Here is a 16,436-nt window from a genome sequence, read left to right as displayed (position 1 = left end):
GGCATGATAAATGTCGGCTTTACAGAGCGTCCCTAGAATGGGTCGCAACCCGGCCTCCCTGAGGAGCATCCAGCAATGCCCAAGACTCCCGCCCTGCACAAGCTCGCCCTGTGCACCGCCCTGCTCGCCAGCAGCTTCGCGGCTCGCGCCAACACCGTGCCGCCGCCGAACTCCGACATGGATGCGCCGCTGTTCTATCAGCTGCTGGTCGGCGAGATGGAGCTGCGTTCGGGCAAGCCTGGCGTGGCCTTCCAGGTGCTGCTGGACGCCGCCCGCCGCACCGGCGACGAGGCGCTGTTCCGCCGCGTCGTCGACATTGCTCTGCAGGCCCGCGCCGGCGACGAAGCGCTGCAGGCGGCTCGCGCCTGGGCCGATGCCGTGCCCGAGTCGATGGAAGCGCAGCAGATGACGCTGCAACTGGTGACCCTCTTGAATCGCCCAGCCGATGCCACGGCCCCGCTGCGGTCGCTGCTGGCCCTGACACCGGAAGACCAGCGCGTGGGCGTGCTGGCCTCGCTGCCGCGGCTGTTCCAACGCTCACCCGAACCCAAAAAGGTGCTGGCCGCCGTGGAGCCTGTGCTGCAAGAACAAGCCCGTGTGCCAGCCACGCGGCTGATGGCCTTGCTGGTCAACGGCCGGCTCGCTTCGGTGGCCGCCGAAACCGGGCGGGCCCTGGAACTGTTGCGCGAGGCATCCAAGGTGGCGCCGGACGCCGACGAGCCCTCGCTGCTGGCCCTGGAGCTGATGCAGGCGAGCAAGGAGGCCGAGGGGGTGGTCACCGACTACCTGGCCAGCCATCCCGACAGCCATTCGCTGCGCCAGGCCTATGGCCGCGCGCTCGCCCGTTCACAGCGCAGCGCCGATGCGGCGCGCGAGTTCCGCGTCGTCACGCAGCGCTCGCCCGAGCTGTCTTCGGCCTGGTACGCGCTCGGCGCCTTGGAGCTGGACCTGCACCATCCGGAGGCGGCAGAACTCGCGCTGACCGAGTTCCTCAAGCGCATCGAGCAATCGCCCAACGCCAAGGAATCCGACGTCCAGGAAGCCCAGCAGCAGGCCTGGCTGCAGCTCGCCCAGGCGGCCGAGATGCGCCGCGACTACAAGGCCGCCGAGGCCTGGCTGGCCAAGGTCGACAACCCGCAGCGCCTCACCGAGACGCAGTACCGCCGCGCCTCGCTGCTGGCCCGCCAGGGCAAGATCGATCAGGCCCGCAAGCTGATCCAGGCCCTGCCCGAGACCCGCGACGAAGAGGCCCGCGCGAAGTTCATCGCCGAGGCCCAGTTGCTGCGCGAAGCCCAGCAATGGAAGCTCGCCTACGAGGTGCTGGAGCAGGCCAACAAGCGTTTCGACGGTGATGTGGACCTGCTGTACGAGCAATCGATGGCCGCCGAGAAGCTGGGGCGAGTGGACCAGATGGAAGCTCTGCTGCGCCGAGTGATCGAGCTGAAGCCTGAGCACTATCACGCCTACAACGCCCTCGGCTATTCGCTGGCCGATAGGGCTGAGCGCCTGCCGGAGGCGCGGGAGCTGATCGCCAAGGCCCTGGAGTACGCGCCGAACGAGCCCTTCATCGTCGACAGCATGGGCTGGATCGAATACCGCATGGGCAACCACGAGGCGGCGCTGAAATTCCTGCGCCAGGCCTACCAGTCGCGCCCCGACGCCGAGATCGCCGCCCATCTGGGCGAGCTGCTGTGGGTCACCCAACAGCAGGACGAGGCGCGCCGCGTGTGGGCCGAGGGCGCTAAGCGCGACCCTGGCAACGAGGCGCTGCGCGAGACGCAGTCCCGGCTCAAGGCCAAGCCCTGATGCTGCGTCGACTGATCGCTGCGGCGCTGGCCGCAGCCCTGGTCGGCTGCGCCAGCATCGACGACAAGCCCCCGCCGCTGCCCGCGCAGGCCGATGCCCTGCAGTTCAGCGGCAAGCTCAGCGTCAAGGTCACCGGGCGCGACCAGGGCGGCAGCGGCAGCTTCGATCTGCAAGGCACGCCACGCGCCGGCCAGTTGGAGCTCAGCAGCCCACTGGGGCAGTTGATCGCCCGCGCCCGATGGGACGGCCAATCGGTACTGCTTCAGACGCCCAAGGAGCAGCGCCGCTACCCCGACCTGGACAGCCTCACGCAAGACCTGCTGGGCGAGGCTATTCCGGTGGCCGCGCTGTTCGACTGGCTGCGTGGACGGCCCTGGCCCGATGCGCCGAGCCAGGCGCTGGAAGGCGATACCAAGGGCTTCAGGCAGTTGGGCTGGACCGTAGACCTGGGCGGCTTTGCAGAGAAGGGGCTGATCGTCGCGCGACGCGGCGAGCCCAGCGAGGTGGTGCTGCGCGCCCGGCTCGAATCGCCCGGCACGGGACAATGAGGCCATGCGCGCGATCTATGACGTCCCGGCTCCGGCCAAGCTGAACCTGTTCCTGCATGTGGTCGGCAAGCGCCCCGACGGCTATCACCTCTTGCAATCGATCTTCGCCTTGATCGACTGGGCCGACACTCTGCATTTCGAGCGCCGCGACGATGGCGCCCTGCACCGGCACGACAGCGGCGACACCCTGCCGCCGGACGATCTCTGCCTGCGCGCCGCTCGTGCATTGCAAGCGCAGAGCGGCTGCACGATAGGCGCAGACATCCACATCGAGAAGCGCCTGCCCGCCGGCGCTGGCATGGGCGGCGGATCCTCCGACGCCGCCTCCACGCTGCTGGCGCTGAACCGGCTGTGGGGACTGAACTGGCCTTTGTCAAAGCTGCTGTCGCTGGGCCTGAGCCTCGGCGCGGACGTGCCCTTCTTCCTGGGTGGCACACACGCCTTCGTCGAAGGCATAGGCGAGGTGCTGCATCCGATCTCGCTGCCCGAGCAGCGGTACGCGGTCGTGAAACCACCCCAGAGCATCGCCACCAAGGAGATTTTTTCGAGCCCCCTCTTGGCAAGATCAAATTCTGTGGCTATAGTAGCGGGCTTTCCTGCACACAACAGCAGCGAGCTTCAAGGCAAGAATTTCGGTCGCAATGACTTGCAACCAGCCGCCGAAGCACTCTGCCCCGAAGTGGTTCAGGCCCTGCAGATTTTGCAGAGCAAATTCGGCAACAGCCGGATGACCGGATCGGGCAGCGCGGTGTTTGCCAGAGTGGATGGGAAAGAAGGTACGGACCGTCAGCCCATGACGTTCGCAGAGGGTCTACCCTCTGGATGGGTTGCTAGAATGTGCCGCAGTTTGAAGGTTCACCCGCTACGCGGTTGGGCTGACAACTGAGCAAGTTATAGGGTGCTGCAGCTCTGCAGTGTCCTGTGTAGGGGCGTCGCCAAGTTGGTTAAGGCATCGGATTTTGATTCCGACATGCGCAGGTTCGAATCCTTCCGCCCCTGCCAAATTTTTTCATCTCCGGGACCCGCAGGGCTGGCCGCGGGGCCACTGACCTAAAGGATGGCCCGCTCGTGCTGCTCAACACCGTCCTCTTCACGGGTAACGCCAACCCGGTCCTCTCCCAAGAAATCGCCACCCATCTGGGGCTCGAACTCGGCAAGGCCGTGGTCGGTCGCTTCTCCGATGGCGAGGTGACGGTCGAGATTCAGCAGAACGTCCGCGCCCGCGACGTCTTCGTGGTTCAGCCCACCTGCGCGCCGACCAACGAAAACCTGATGGAACTGCTGATCATGGTCGATGCCCTGAAGCGCGCCAGCGCTCGCCGCATCACCGCCGTGATCCCCTACTTCGGCTATGCCCGCCAGGACCGCCGCCCGCGTTCCACCCGCGTGCCGATCTCGGCCAAGGTCGTGGCCAACCTGCTGGAAACCGTCGGCGTCGAGCGCGTGCTCACGATGGACCTGCACGCTGACCAGATCCAGGGCTTCTTCGACATTCCGGTCGATAACATCTATGCCTCGCCGGTCCTGCTGTCGGACCTGAAGGCCCGCAACTATTCCGACCTGGTGGTCGTGAGCCCCGACGTCGGCGGCGTGGTGCGCGCCCGTGCACTGGCCAAGCAGCTCGGCTGCGACCTGGCCATCATCGACAAGCGCCGTCCGGCCGCCAACGTCTCCGAAGTGATGCACGTGATCGGCGAGATCGACGGCCGCAACTGCGTGATCATGGACGACATGATCGACACCGCCGGCACGCTGGTGAAGGCGGCCGAGGTGCTGAAGGACCGCGGCGCCAAGAGCGTGTTCGCCTATTGCACCCACCCCATCCTGTCGGGCCCGGCCATTGAGCGCATCTCGAAGTCGCAGCTCGACGAAGTCGTGATCACCAACACCATTCCGCTGAATGACGCGGCCAAGGCCTGCGGCAAGATCCGCCAGCTGTCGGTGGCCTTCCTGTTCGCCGAGACGATCCGCCGCATCTCTGACGGCGAGTCGGTCACTTCTCTGTTTAGCGAGCAGAACAACAATTTCTAAGAATCTGTCGCCTCGGCGCAAGCCGGGGTGGCCGTAAAGCCGCAGCGGCAACGCTGCAATTCACGGGCAAACCTGGTCGCGGGTGCCCATCCATTGTTTGGAGTCTGTTATGAACTTTGTCGCTTTTGAGCGCAAGCTGCAGGGGACCGGAGCGAGCCGCCGCCTGCGTATCGCGGGCAAGGTCCCCGGTATTGTTTTTGGTGCCGGCGAACCCGCCATGATCGAACTCGATCACAACGCACTGTTCCACGCCCTGAAGAAGGAAGCTTTCCACAGCTCCATCCTCGACATGGAACTGAACGGCGTCGTGTCCAAGGTGCTGCTGCGTGATTTCCAGATGCACCCGTACAAGCCGCAAGTGCTGCACATCGACTTCCAGCGCGTCGACAGCACGACCAAGATCACCAAGAAGGTGCCCCTGCACTTCATCGGTGAAGAGAACTCGGTCGCCGTCAAGACCGACAAGTGCACGGTCAACCACGTGATCACCGAGCTGGCCATCACCTGCCTGGCCCAGCAACTGCCTGAGTTCATCGAAGTGGACCTGAGCGGCCTGACCAAGGGTCACTCGCTGCACGTCAACGACATCAAGCTGCCGGAAGGCATCAAGGTCGTGACGCACGGCAAGCCGAACCCGGTCGTCGCCACCCCGGTGGAACCGGCAGCGGAAGAAGTGATCGTTGTCGCCGCCGCTCCGGCCGCCGACGACAAGAAGGGCAAGAAGGGCAAGAAGTAATTCCTGCCCGAGCTTCAGCTCTCCTGAGGAAGGCCCTGCAATGCAGGGCCTTTTTCGTTCCTGCCACCACGATAATCCCTGCCCATGATTCGCTTGCTTGTAGGCCTCGGGAACCCGGGCTCCGAATACGAAGACACCCGCCACAACGCCGGCTTCTGGTGGATTGATGGACTGGCGCGTGGCCTCGGCACCTCGCTGCAGTTGGACCGCAACTATCACGGCCTCGTTGCCCGCGTGAACAACGCGCCCAGCGCGCCGGGCCCGATCTGGCTGCTGGAACCGATGACCTACATGAATGTGTCGGGCAAGTCGGTTGCGGCGCTGGCGCGCTTCTTCAAGATCGCACCCGAAGAGATCCTCGCCATCCACGACGAGCTCGACCTGCCGCCCGGTGAAATGAAGTTCAAGCAAGGCGGCGGCACCGGCGGCCACAACGGCTTGAAGGACATGCAGGCCCAGCTCGGCAGCGGCAATTTCTGGCGCCTGCGCCTCGGCATTGGCCATCCGGGCCATAAGGCCGAGGTGGCCAACTTCGTGCTGCGCAAGCCGCCGCTGGCCGAGCGCCAGGCGGTGGAAGACTGCATCGCCAAGTCCTACGAAGCCCTGCCGCTGATGCTGGCCGGCGACATGGCCAAGGCCTTGACCAAGATCCACGCCAAGCCACCTCGCCCAAAGCCGCCCAAGCCGCCAAAGGCAGACGCGACGCCGCCCTCTTCGCCCTCTCCTTCCACGCCAGAGACCACGCCATGAACAAGCCGCCGGTTGTTGCTCTGCTGTACCCCCTGCTTCTCGCAGTCCTCAGCGGCAGCGCCCCGGCGCAGACCCGTCCGCGCGAGGTGCCGGTCTATCGCTGCGGCCCCGATGGTCGCCAGCTGCAGGACAGCCCCTGTGCCGACAAGGCTTCGGCACCCGCCCAGGCCATACGCTTCGATCAACCCGCCAGCGCCCAACAACAGGCCGCGCGCGAGCAGGCCAAGGCCATTGAGCGCCAGGCCGACAAAATGGAACGCGAGCGCCTGCAGGCCGAGGCCTTGCAGCGCAAGCAGCAAATGGGAGCTGGCCACATCGATGGCCTGGCCTCGCCCGCCACCGAGCCAGCGTCGGGGCCGCATGCCAAGCAGCCGACCAAGAAGCCACTCAAGACACCCAAGGTCTTGCCCCAGCGCAACAAAGCCGCGCCCGCGCAGGGCGCGGCCTCGGCACCCCGCTAGAATCCAGCCCGTTGGTGCTCGCCTTTGGCATTCAAGCCAGGGCAGTTAAACGGGAATCAGAAGGTCAAGCTCCAGCGGAGCAAGGTCAACCTGAGCTGTCCCCGCAACGGTAAGTGGACGAAGCCGCCCGGCTTCCAGTTTCTGAACGACACATCCACTGGCGCAGCCGCGCTGGGAAGGATTCAGGAATGCGTGCCACCAGCCCGGATACCGGCCAACAGGTGGTGCGCGCTCGCCCAAAAGCGGCACAGCACCGATTCACAGGGGCCTGCGGGGAAGCTGGCCACTGGTTGTAATTCGGATCCCTTTCTCATGACTTCCACGACCCGACGCCAAGAGCGTCGTCTGCTGGCCGCGTGCACGCGCGCCACTCCCCTTGCGCTCGCCCTCATCGCCAGCCTGCCCGCCGCCGCTCAAAGCAGCGCCAACAAGCTGGATTCGGTGGTCGTCACCGCCACCCGCAGTCCGCAGCGCCTTGCCGATGTGCTGGCCGACGTGACCGTGCTGACCCGCGCCGACATCGAGCGTCAGGCCCTCGGCACGCTGGCTGACCTGCTGCGCGGCCAGGCCTGCTTCGAGATGGTCCGCACCGGCGGCCCCGGCGCGCAGACCTCGATGTTCCTGCGCGGCGCCGAGACGCGCCACACGACCGTGCTGATCGACGGCGTGCGCTTCGACTCGCAAGCCAGCAGCGGTGCCAGCTGGAACGCCATCCCACTGGCCCAGATCGAGCGCGTTGAAATCATCCGCGGCCCCGGCGCGGCGGTCTATGGCTCCGACGCCGTCGGCGGCGTGGTGCAGGTCTTCACCCGCAAGGGCGACGGCAAGCCGCAGGTCGAACTGGGCGTTGGTGCCGGCAACATGGGCCTGAAGAAGGTCGACGGCAGCGTCTTCGGCGCCACCGGCATGCTGGACTATGCAATCTCGCTGTCCAGCGAACGCAGCGATGGCTTCAACTCGCGCCCCACGACGGATGCAACCTACACGCCCGACGACGACGGCTACAAGACCACCAGCGGCAGCGCCCGCCTCGGCCTGCAGCTGAACAAGCAGCACCGCATCGAGCTGCTGGGCCTCAAGAACAAGATGGACGCGCAGTACGACGCGACCGCAAAGCCCAAGACCGACGACCGCACGCGCAATGACATGCGCGCCCTGCGCGCCGCCTGGTCGGCCCAGTGGAGCAAGGACCTGAACAGCGAGTTCTCGGTCGGCGAATCGATGGACCGCTACGAGACCAGCCCCAGTGTCTACCTGACCGAAACCCGCATCCGCGCCTATGCCTTCAACGCCAGCCTGCGCCTGGGCGAAGGCCAGCTGAACACGCTGCTGGAACGCCGCGAAGACAAGCTGCTCAACACCAGCCTGCCGCAAAGCCCCACACCGGGCAGCGCCGACCGTCACCAGAACGCCTTTGGCGCGGGCTACGTGTGGGGCTCGGGCCCGCTGTCGGTGCAGGCGCATCTGCGCCATGACCAGGACAGCGAGTTCGGTGGCAGCACCACCGAGAGCCTGGCCGCTGGCTACAAGCTGACGCCGCAATGGCGCGTCCAGGGTTCGATCGGCACGGCCTTCCGCGCACCCACGCTCTACCAGCGCTTCAGCCCCTACGGCAACCAGCTGCTGCAGGCCGAGCATGGCCTGAACCGAGAGTTCTCGCTGCAGTACGAAGACGCCGGCACCAGCTTCGGCATCACCGCCTACCGCAACCAGATCCGCGACCTGATCATCTTCGGCGCGGCCGATCCCAAGAAGTGCCCGAACCAGTTCGGTTGCTACGACAACGTCAGCCTGGCCCGCCTGCAAGGCATCAGCCTGACGGCCGCCAGCACATTTGCCGGCCTGCGCCTGTCGGGCTCGCTGGACCTGCAAGCGCCGAAGGACGTCAGCGAGAACAGCAGCACCTACGGCAAGCTGCTGGCCCGCCGCACCCATGAGCAGCTGAAGCTGCGTGCCGACTACACGCTCGCCGGCTGGGAGCTGGGCGCGCAGGTGCTCGCAAGCGGCCAGCGCTACGACAACGCGGCCAACACAGTGCGCCTGGGCGGCTACGGCCTGCTGACGCTGGATGCGCAGTACAGCATCACCAAGGAGCTGCGCCTGCAGCTGAAGCTGGACAATGCCTTCGACCGCCAGTACCAGTTCGCCAATGGCTATGCCACCGGTCCGCGCCAGGCCTTCGTGGGCCTGCGCTGGAGCCCTTCGCTCTAAGCACTGAAGAAGAGGACGCAGCCCGTGAAGCATTGCAGCAAGATTCACCTTCTTCTGGCCCTGCTGAGCGGGCTGCTTCTGACCGGTGGCCCCGCGCGGGCCGCCGACATCAGCCTCACAGACGACCTCGGTCGCAAGCAGCAGTGGAACGAATCGCCCCGGCGCATCGTCTCCCTGCTGCCCTCGTTGACCGAGCTGGTCTGCGCGCTGGACGCCTGCGAGCGTCTCGTCGGCGTGGACCGCTATGCGAATTTCCCGGCCAGCATCGCCAAGCTGCCCAAGCTCGGTGCCATGGACGATGCCTCGGTCGAAGCCATCGTGGCCCTGCGGCCCGATGTGGTGATACTGAGCCCCGCCTCGCGCCTGCACGACCGCCTCGGCGCGCTGGGCGTCAAGACGCTGGTGCTGGACACCTTGAACCTGGCCGATGTGCGCCGCCACATCGACACGCTCTCGCGCCTGCTGGAAAGCAAGTCCGGCCCGCAGATCAAAGAGAACATCGAACGCCAGCTGGCTGCCGCCGCTGCGCAGGTGCCCGAGTCTATGAAGGGCCTGCGCGTCTACTACGAGGTCGACAGCGCGCCCTATGCCGCCGGCGAGATCTCGTTCAGCGGCGAGATCCTGGCCCGCCTCGGCCTGCGCAACATCGTGCCGGCCGCGCTCGGGCCCTTCCCCAAGCTCAATCCGGAGTTCGTCGTGCGGGCGGACCCGCAGCTGATCCTCGTGTCGCAGCGCAATGCGCAGAAGCTGACCGACCGACCCGGCTGGGAGCGCATCGCCGCCCTGCGCGAGCAGCACGTCTGCCGCTTCACATCGGCCGAGGGTGACCTGATGGCAAGACCTGGCCCCCGTATGGGCGAAGGCGCGCAAGCCGTGCTGCGCTGCCTGCAGGAACTGGCGGCGGCGAAGAAGTAAGAAGGCATCGATGAACCGCAAGGCCCTGCTCCTGCTCACCACGCTGCTGCTGCTTGGCGCTGCCCTGCTGGTGCTAGGCATGGCCGTGGGCAGCCAGGGCCTCGCCCTGCCGGCGGCCGACGATGCCGTGGGCCGCCAGATCCTTTGGGAGATCCGCCTGCCGCGCTCGGTAGGCGCCTGGCTGACCGGCGCCCTACTGGGCCTGGCCGGTGCGGTGGCCCAGGGCCTGTTCCGCAACCCGCTGGCCGACCCCTATCTGCTCGGTGCCTCCAGTGGCGCCTCGCTGGGCGTGGCCCTGCTGCTGGTGGCGTTGGGCTGGTCGCCGACGGCGGCCGCCTGGGGCCACAAGATCGGCATGACCAGCGCAGCCTTCGGTGGCGCCGTGCTGGCTGTGAGCCTGACGATGGTGCTTGCCAAGGGCCTGGAGCAGACGATGCGTTTGCTGCTGGCGGGCGTCATCGTCGGCGTCGTGCTGGGTGCCATCACCTCGATGCTGACGCTGACGGCGGCCGACGTGCTGCGCTCCATGCAGGCCTTCATGCTGGGCAGTACCGGTTTCCTGAGCTGGCAAAGCGTGGGCGTGATGGCGCCGGTGCTGCTGGTGGCGCTGCTGGTCGGGCTCGGCGCCGCACGCGCGCTGGACGCGCTGACTTTGGGCGCCGACACGGCGCAAAGCCTCGGCGTGCGCCTCTCCCTGATCCGGCTGATCCTGATCGCCACGCTCACGCTGTGCACCGGCGCGGCGGTGGCGCAGGCGGGGCTGATCGCCTTCGTCGGCCTGGTCGCGCCGCATCTGGTGCGCAGCCGACTGCATTGCAGCCATGGCTGGCTGCTGGGCCTCTCAGCCTGCACCGCCGGTGCGCTGCTGCTGTCGGCCGACATCATCGCGCGCTGGCTCGTGGCGCCGCAGGAGCTGCCGGTGGGCATCGTCACTTCGCTCTTGGGCGGCGCCTATCTGCTGCGGCTGATGCGGCGCAAGAACTTTGCCGGGGCGCGGGCATGATCAAGGCTGAAATCCGCCACCTGGCCCTCGGTGACAAGACCATCCTCGGCGACTGCAAGCTGCAGTTGGCCGGCGGCTGGACCGCCATCGTCGGCCCCAACGGCGCCGGCAAATCCACGCTCCTGAAAGCGATCGCCGGCCTGCTGCCCTTCGAGGGGCGGGTCGAACTGCTGGGCCGCGAGCTGAGTGCCTGGCCCCGCCGGGAACGTGCGCGCGCCCTCGCCTGGCTGGGCCAGAACGAGGCCGCTACAGACGAATTGCTGGCGCAGGAAGTGGTGATGCTGGGCCGACTGCCGCACCAGGCCTGGCTGGCACCGCCCACGGCAGCAGATACAGGGGCTGTGGAGCGCGCGATGCGGCAGACGCAATGCTGGGAATGGCGCACGCGGCCGCTCAACCAGCTCTCGGGTGGCGAGCGCCAACGGGTGCTGCTGGCCCGCGCCCTCGCCACCGAATCCGAGTTGCTCTTGATGGACGAGCCGCTGGCCCACCTCGACCCGCCACATCAGGCCGATTGGCTGGCGCTGGTGCGCGAACGCGCCGCTGCGGGCGTGACCGTGGTCTCGGTGCTGCATGAGCTCAACATCGCGCTGCAGGCCGATGCCCTGCTGGTGATGGACGCTGGCCGCACCGTGCATCTGGGTCCGCCCACCGAGGCCATCACGCGCGCCGCGCTGCAGCAGGTCTTCCAGGGCCGGCTGCAATTGATCGAATGGCGGGGCCAATGGCTGACCCTGCCTGCGGCCGCGCCGCCGGCCGCCAGCAGCAATGTGCTGCCGCTGCACGGCCGCCGCCATGACTGAATCACAAGCCCGGCACGTCCCTGCCGCCTTGATCAGTGGCACGCATTCCGGCGCCGGCAAGACCAGCGTCACCGCCGCCATGGCACGCTGGCATGCGAGGCAGGGCCGCAAGGTGCGCGTGTTCAAGACCGGGCCGGACTTTCTGGATCCGATGATCCTCGAGCGGGCCAGCGGCGCGCCGGTCTATCAGCTGGACCTGTTCATGGGCGGCCTGGAGCACTGCCGTGCCTTGCTGGCCGAGGCGGCGGCCGAGGCCGACCTGATCCTGGTTGAAGGCGTGATGGGCCTGTTCGACGGCGCACCGTCCAGCGCCGACCTGGCGGTCGCGTTCGGGCTGCCGGTGTTGGCCGTGATCGACGGCAGTGCCATGGCCCAGACCTTTGCCGCCATCGCCCTCGGGCTGCGCAACTTCCGCAGCGATGTCCGCCTGTGCGGCGTGGTGGCCAACCGCGTGGGCGGCGCCGCCCATGGCCGCATGCTGGCCGAGGGCCTGCCCGCCGATCTGCCCCTGGTGGCCGCCCTGCCCCGCATGCCAGACCTGGCCCTGCCAGAGCGCCACCTGGGCCTGGTACAGGCCGCCGAGCTGCCGGCACTCGATGCACAGCTGGATGCCTGGGCGGACGCCTGGGGCGCCGCGATGCAGCCAGGCTTCGTCTTCGATACGGTGAGCTTCACGGCCAAGCCACCGACTGAATCGCCGCTGTTGCTGCGCGGCCACCGTATCGCCATTGCCCGCGATGCCGCCTTCGGCTTCATCTACCCGGCCAATCTGGACTGCCTGCGCGCCCTCGGTGCCGAGCTGCGCTGCTTCTCGCCACTGCAGGGTCAGGTCTTGCCTGATTGCGACGCGGTGTGGCTGCCGGGAGGCTATCCCGAGTTGCATGTCGAGGCCTTGGGCCAGGCCCCCGGTTTCTTCGCCAGTCTGCGTGCCCATGTGGAAGCGGGCAAACCGCTGCTGGCCGAATGCGGCGGCATGATGGCGCTCGTGGACGAACTGATCACCCTCGAAGGCCACCGCCATGCCATGGCCGGCCTGCTGCCCGGCACCGTGACCCTGCAGGCACGCTTCGCCGCGCTGGGCCTGCAGGCCATCGCCTGGCCGGAAGGCGAGCTGCGCGGCCACAGCTTCCATTTCTCCTCGCTCACCACGGCCGAACCACCGCTGGCCCGGGCCAGCAATCCCAACGGCGGCCCCACGACCGAGGCGCTCTACCAGCGCGGCAGCCTGCGGGCGAGTTATCTGCACCACTACTTCCCGTCCAACCCGGCTGCGGTGGCCGCTTTCTTAGCAGGAGCGGCGCCATGAGCCGCGCAAAAGCGGTGATGGTGCTGGGCACGACCAGTGGCGCCGGCAAAAGCTGGCTGGCCACGGCGCTGTGCCGCTTCTACGCGAACCAGGGACTCAAGGTCGCGCCATTCAAGGCGCAGAACATGAGCAACAACGCCCGCGTCGTGCAAGGCCGCGAGGGCCGGGCCGGCGAGATCGGCAGCGCCCAGTATTTCCAGGCGCTGGCGGCGCGCTGCATGCCCGAGGTCCGGCACAACCCGGTGCTCTTGAAGCCGGAAGCCGAGACCGCCTCGCAGGTGGTACTGCTGGGCGAAGTGGACGACGCCTTGAGCCGCATGCCCTGGCGCGAGCGCAGCGAACAGCTGTGGCGCGCCGCGCGGCCGGCATTGCACGAGCTGATGGCAGAGAACGATGTGGTCGTGATCGAAGGCGCCGGCTCGCCGGCCGAGATCAATCTGCATGCCTCAGACTTCGTCAACATGCGCACCGCCCTCGAGGTGAATGCCGCCTGCCTCTTGGTGGCCGACATCGACCGCGGCGGCGCCTTCGCCCATCTCTATGGCACGCACCAGTTGATGCCGGCGAACGAGCGAGCGCTGCTGCGTGGCTTCGTGCTGAACCGCTTCCGTGGCGATGCCGCCCTGCTGGCGCCGGGGCCCGAGCAATTGCAGGCGCTGACCGGCGTGCCAACGCTGGCCGTGCTGCCGATGTGGCGAGGCCATGGCCTGCCCGAGGAAGACGGCGTCTTTGACGATGCCGCTGCGGGCGAAGGCCTGACGATCGCTGTCGTCGCCTATCCCCGCATCTCCAACCTCGACGAATTCCAGCCGCTGCGCAACGCACCGGGCGTGCGCCTCGTCTGGGCCCGCGAGCCCCGACAGCTGCAGGCGGCCGACTGGATCATCCTGCCCGGCTCCAAGTCGGTGGCCGCCGACCTGGCCTGGTTGCGCGGACAAAAGCTCGATGCGGTGATCAATCAGCACGCCGCCACTGGCAAGCCCGTGCTGGGCATCTGCGGCGGCTTGCAGATGCTGGGCGAGGCCCTGCTGGACCCGCATGGCCTGGATGGCAATGCGCCGGGCCTCGGCCTCCTGCCCCTGGTCACGCAGTACGAGCGCGACAAACTGCTGCGCCCGGCCGAGCTGCGCTTCGCGCCCGCGCTGAGCGCACCCTGGCAGGCGCTCTCCGGCCTGTCTGCCCAGGGCTATGAGATTCGTCAAGGCCGCACCTGCCAGCATCCCGACCTGGCCGCTGCCTTGCCTGCACTGCAGACCGCCGAGGGCGAGACGATAGGCTGGCAGCAGGGCTCGGTGCTGGGCTGCTATGCCCATGGGCTGTTCGAGCAGCGTGCGGTGATGCAGGCCCTGTTCGGCCAGGCGGTAGGCGATCTCGATGCCGTGTTCGAGGGCCTGGCCGGCTATGTGGAGCGTCATTTCGAGCCCGGCAGCCTGTTGCAGTTGCTGAAATAGCGCTGGGCACTTTCATCCGGCCCGCCGCTGCTGTGGTAATAATCACCGCACCACGATGGGAGTCACGATGACCGATATGGTGTTTGCCGACGAAGCCCCTGAGGCAGCTGCTGGCAATGCTTCCGTGAAAGTGCTGGACCCCTGGGTCGTCATGATCGTCGACGACGATCCGGCCGTGCACCAGGTCACCCAGCTGGTGATGTCGGACTTCGAGTTCTCCGGCCGCCGCCTGCAGTTCCTCGATGCCTACAGCGCCGCCGAAGCACGCGAGCTGCTGGGCACGCGCAACGACATCGCCCTGATCCTGCTCGACGTGGTGATGGAGACCGAGCATGCCGGCCTCGACCTCGCCCGCTACATCCGTGGCGAGCTGGACAACCACCATGTGCGCATCGTGCTGCGCACCGGCCAGCCGGGCCAGGCGCCGGAAGAGCATGTCATCAAGAGCTATGACATCAACGACTACAAGGAAAAGACCGAGCTCACCAAGCGCAAGCTGATCACGGTCTTCTACACCGCGCTGCGCAGCTACCGCGACATCATGATCATCGAGCAGTCGCGCCTGGCGCTGCGCCGCTCGATAGACGCGATCACCAAGGTCTACGACTCCCACAACCTGCGCCGCTTCGCCTCGGCCGTGCTGGAGCAGGTGGCCCACCTGCTCGGCTACGAGGCGCAGGGCCTGTGCGCCAGCCGCGTCTCGGCCTATGCGGCCTCGCACATGGAAGGCCACCTCAAGGTGCTGGCCGCCACGGCCGAGTACTCGCGCCTCCTGGTCGACGAGGAGCTCAACACCCTGCCCGAGGATGTGCGCGAGGCACTGGAGCGGGCCCTGAAAGAGCAGCAGAGCTTCTTCGAGCCGCACCGCTGCGTCGGCTACTACCGCTCAAGCTCGGGCAACGAGAGCCTGCTCTACATGGTGTTCTCCGAACCGGTAGACGCCAATGCGCGCGAGCTGCTGGAGATCTTCTGCGCCAACGTGGCCATCACCTACGAGAGCCTCTTGCTGCGCGAGGAGATCCAGGAGACGCAGCGCTCCACCGTCTACATCATTGGCGAGGCGGTCGAGAAGCGCAGCAAGGAAACCGGCGCCCATGTGCGCCGCGTCGGCGAACTGTCCGCCCTGCTGGCCGAGGCCGCCGGCCTGCGCAGCAACGACGTGGAGTTCCTGCGCCAGGCGGCCCCGCTGCACGACGTGGGCAAGATTGGCATCCCGGACCGGGTGCTGAACAAACCCGGCAAGCTTGATGCAGAGGAGTGGGAGGTCATGAAGACCCATGCCCGCATCGGCTACGAGCTGCTCAACAAGTCGGACAAGCGCATCCTGCAGCTGGGCGCCATCATTGCGCACGAGCACCATGAGCGCTGGGACGGCGGCGGCTACCCGCGCGCGCTGGCCGGCGAGCAGATCCACATCGCCGGCCGCATCGTGGCCTTGGCCGATGTGCTGGACGCGCTGGTGAGCCGGCGTTGCTACAAGGATGCCTGGCAGTTCGAGGCAGCGCTGACCTATGTGCGCGACCAGTCGGGCCTGCAGTTCGATCCCAACCTCGTGCGCCTGCTGTTCGAGCGCATGGACGCGGTGATGGGCATCTACGAGCGTTTCCCGGACCGCGAGGCCGGAACCTGATCGCGAGCCTGTTGAGGCTCAGGCCGCGGCGGTAAGCCGCAGGTATTTCTGCATCAGCATCTCGCGGCTTTCCACATGGGCAGGATTCACCGGGATGCAGGCCACGGGGCACAGCTGCACACATTGCGGCTCATCGAAATGGCCCACGCATTCGGTGCACTTGCTGTGCTCGATCTGGTAGAACTCCTCGCCCATCGAGATCGCGTTGTTCGGGCACTCGGGCTCGCAGACATCGCAATTGATGCACTCATCCGTAATCATCAAGGCCATGGCTTTACTCCGCGCGGCCCTTGCTGATGCGCTCCTGAAGCCGCTCGCGCACCGAGGGTGACACGAACTGGGAAACATCACCGCCCAGGGTGGCAATCTCGCGCACAAAGGTGCCGGAGATGAACTGGAACTGGTCGGAGGGCGTCAGGAACACGGTCTCCACCTCGGGCATCAGCTTGCGGTTCATGCCCGCCATCTGAAACTCGTACTCGAAGTCGCTCACGGCCCGCAGGCCCCGTACCACCACCTTGCCGCCATGCTGCACGACGAAGTCGCGCAGCAGGCCCCGGAAGGGAATCACCTCGACATTGGGGTACCTGGACGCCAGCTCGGTGGCGATTTCCAGGCGCTCCTCGATGGAGAACATGGTGCGCTTGTGATGCCCAGCGGCCACCGCAATGACCAGGCGCTCGAACAAGCGGCTGGCACGGCGCATCAGGTCCTCATGCCCGAGGGTCATGGGGTCGAAGGTGCCGGGATAGACGGCGGTGAGGCGGGTCACTGAGGTCATGGGC

16 protein-coding genes, 1 tRNA gene and 1 riboswitch are annotated in these 16,436 nt (G+C 67.0%); of the genes, 15 read left to right on the top strand and 2 right to left on the bottom strand.

Annotated elements, in window-relative coordinates; all coding sequences use genetic code 11:
• Nucleotides 1–75 precede the first annotated feature (75 nt).
• The 15 genes from J7U46_RS19060 (at nt 76) to J7U46_RS18990 (ending at nt 15,651) form a co-directional block, all read left to right on the top strand.
• Complete coding sequence (locus J7U46_RS19060; protein ID WP_282828685.1) at nt 76–1,806, top strand: tetratricopeptide repeat protein; 1,731 nt, start codon at nt 76–78, stop codon at nt 1,804–1,806.
• Nucleotides 1,806–2,354: an outer membrane lipoprotein LolB gene (locus tag J7U46_RS19055; RefSeq protein WP_282828683.1), complete on the top strand. Its 549-nt coding sequence runs from the start codon at nt 1,806–1,808 to the stop codon at nt 2,352–2,354. The genes J7U46_RS19060 and J7U46_RS19055 overlap by 1 nt, the downstream gene beginning before the upstream one ends.
• Before the next feature lie 4 nt (nt 2,355–2,358).
• Nucleotides 2,359–3,240, top strand: a complete 882-nt coding sequence (ispE, locus tag J7U46_RS19050; RefSeq protein ID WP_282828681.1) for a 4-(cytidine 5'-diphospho)-2-C-methyl-D-erythritol kinase — start codon at nt 2,359–2,361, stop codon at nt 3,238–3,240.
• Nucleotides 3,241–3,279: 39 nt separating this feature from the next.
• Nucleotides 3,280–3,356: transfer RNA gene (locus J7U46_RS19045), tRNA-Gln, on the top strand.
• Nucleotides 3,357–3,422: 66 nt separating this feature from the next.
• Nucleotides 3,423–4,385 (top strand): ribose-phosphate pyrophosphokinase, encoded by a 963-nt coding sequence (locus tag J7U46_RS19040; protein WP_282828679.1) that lies wholly within the window; start codon nt 3,423–3,425, stop codon nt 4,383–4,385.
• Nucleotides 4,386–4,494: 109 nt separating this feature from the next.
• On the top strand, nt 4,495–5,121 hold the full coding sequence (locus tag J7U46_RS19035) for a 50S ribosomal protein L25/general stress protein Ctc (RefSeq protein WP_282828677.1): 627 nt from the start codon (nt 4,495–4,497) through the stop codon (nt 5,119–5,121).
• An 84-nt stretch (nt 5,122–5,205) separates the two neighbouring features.
• A complete protein-coding gene (gene pth / locus J7U46_RS19030) occupies nt 5,206–5,871 on the top strand; it encodes an aminoacyl-tRNA hydrolase (protein WP_282828675.1) in 666 nt (221 codons plus the stop codon).
• Complete coding sequence (locus tag J7U46_RS19025) at nt 5,868–6,332, top strand: hypothetical protein (RefSeq protein WP_282828673.1); 465 nt, start codon at nt 5,868–5,870, stop codon at nt 6,330–6,332. Before pth ends, J7U46_RS19025 begins: the two co-directional genes overlap by 4 nt.
• Nucleotides 6,328–6,566, top strand: a riboswitch (cobalamin riboswitch). It overlaps the preceding gene by 5 nt.
• A 78-nt stretch (nt 6,567–6,644) precedes the next feature.
• The gene (locus tag J7U46_RS19020; protein WP_282828671.1) at nt 6,645–8,543 is read left to right on the top strand and encodes a TonB-dependent receptor; all 1,899 of its coding nucleotides are present in this window, start codon (nt 6,645–6,647) and stop codon (nt 8,541–8,543) included.
• A gap of 24 nt (nt 8,544–8,567) precedes the next feature.
• Entirely contained in the window at nt 8,568–9,458 is an 891-nt protein-coding gene (locus tag J7U46_RS19015; RefSeq protein ID WP_282828668.1) for a helical backbone metal receptor, read from the top strand.
• Nucleotides 9,459–9,468: 10 nt separating this feature from the next.
• Entirely contained in the window at nt 9,469–10,461 is a 993-nt protein-coding gene (locus J7U46_RS19010; protein WP_282828666.1) for an iron ABC transporter permease, read from the top strand.
• Nucleotides 10,458–11,264, top strand: a complete 807-nt coding sequence (locus tag J7U46_RS19005) for an ABC transporter ATP-binding protein (RefSeq protein ID WP_282828664.1) — start codon at nt 10,458–10,460, stop codon at nt 11,262–11,264. The genes J7U46_RS19010 and J7U46_RS19005 overlap by 4 nt, the downstream gene beginning before the upstream one ends.
• Nucleotides 11,257–12,570, top strand: a complete 1,314-nt coding sequence (locus J7U46_RS19000) for a cobyrinate a,c-diamide synthase (RefSeq protein WP_282828662.1) — start codon at nt 11,257–11,259, stop codon at nt 12,568–12,570. The genes J7U46_RS19005 and J7U46_RS19000 overlap by 8 nt, the downstream gene beginning before the upstream one ends.
• Complete coding sequence (locus J7U46_RS18995) at nt 12,567–14,021, top strand: cobyric acid synthase (protein WP_282828660.1); 1,455 nt, start codon at nt 12,567–12,569, stop codon at nt 14,019–14,021. The genes J7U46_RS19000 and J7U46_RS18995 overlap by 4 nt, the downstream gene beginning before the upstream one ends.
• 67 nt (nt 14,022–14,088) lie before the next feature.
• Complete coding sequence (locus tag J7U46_RS18990) at nt 14,089–15,651, top strand: DUF3369 domain-containing protein (protein WP_282828658.1); 1,563 nt, start codon at nt 14,089–14,091, stop codon at nt 15,649–15,651.
• 18 nt (nt 15,652–15,669) lie between these two features.
• On the opposite strand, the gene J7U46_RS18985 is transcribed toward J7U46_RS18990, so the two are convergent.
• Both J7U46_RS18985 and coaD read right to left on the bottom strand, forming a co-directional pair.
• A complete protein-coding gene (locus J7U46_RS18985; protein ID WP_282828656.1) occupies nt 15,670–15,921 on the bottom strand; it encodes a YfhL family 4Fe-4S dicluster ferredoxin in 252 nt (83 codons plus the stop codon).
• Between the two features lie 4 nt (nt 15,922–15,925).
• Nucleotides 15,926–16,432: a pantetheine-phosphate adenylyltransferase gene (coaD, locus tag J7U46_RS18980; protein ID WP_282828654.1), complete on the bottom strand. Its 507-nt coding sequence runs from the start codon at nt 16,430–16,432 to the stop codon at nt 15,926–15,928.
• Nucleotides 16,433–16,436: the final 4 nt, after the last annotated feature.

Source organism: Pelomonas sp. V22 (assembly GCF_030014915.1).
Taxonomy (GTDB): domain Bacteria; phylum Pseudomonadota; class Gammaproteobacteria; order Burkholderiales; family Burkholderiaceae_C; genus JAUASW01.
This window is presented reverse-complemented; position numbering and strand designations above follow the sequence as displayed.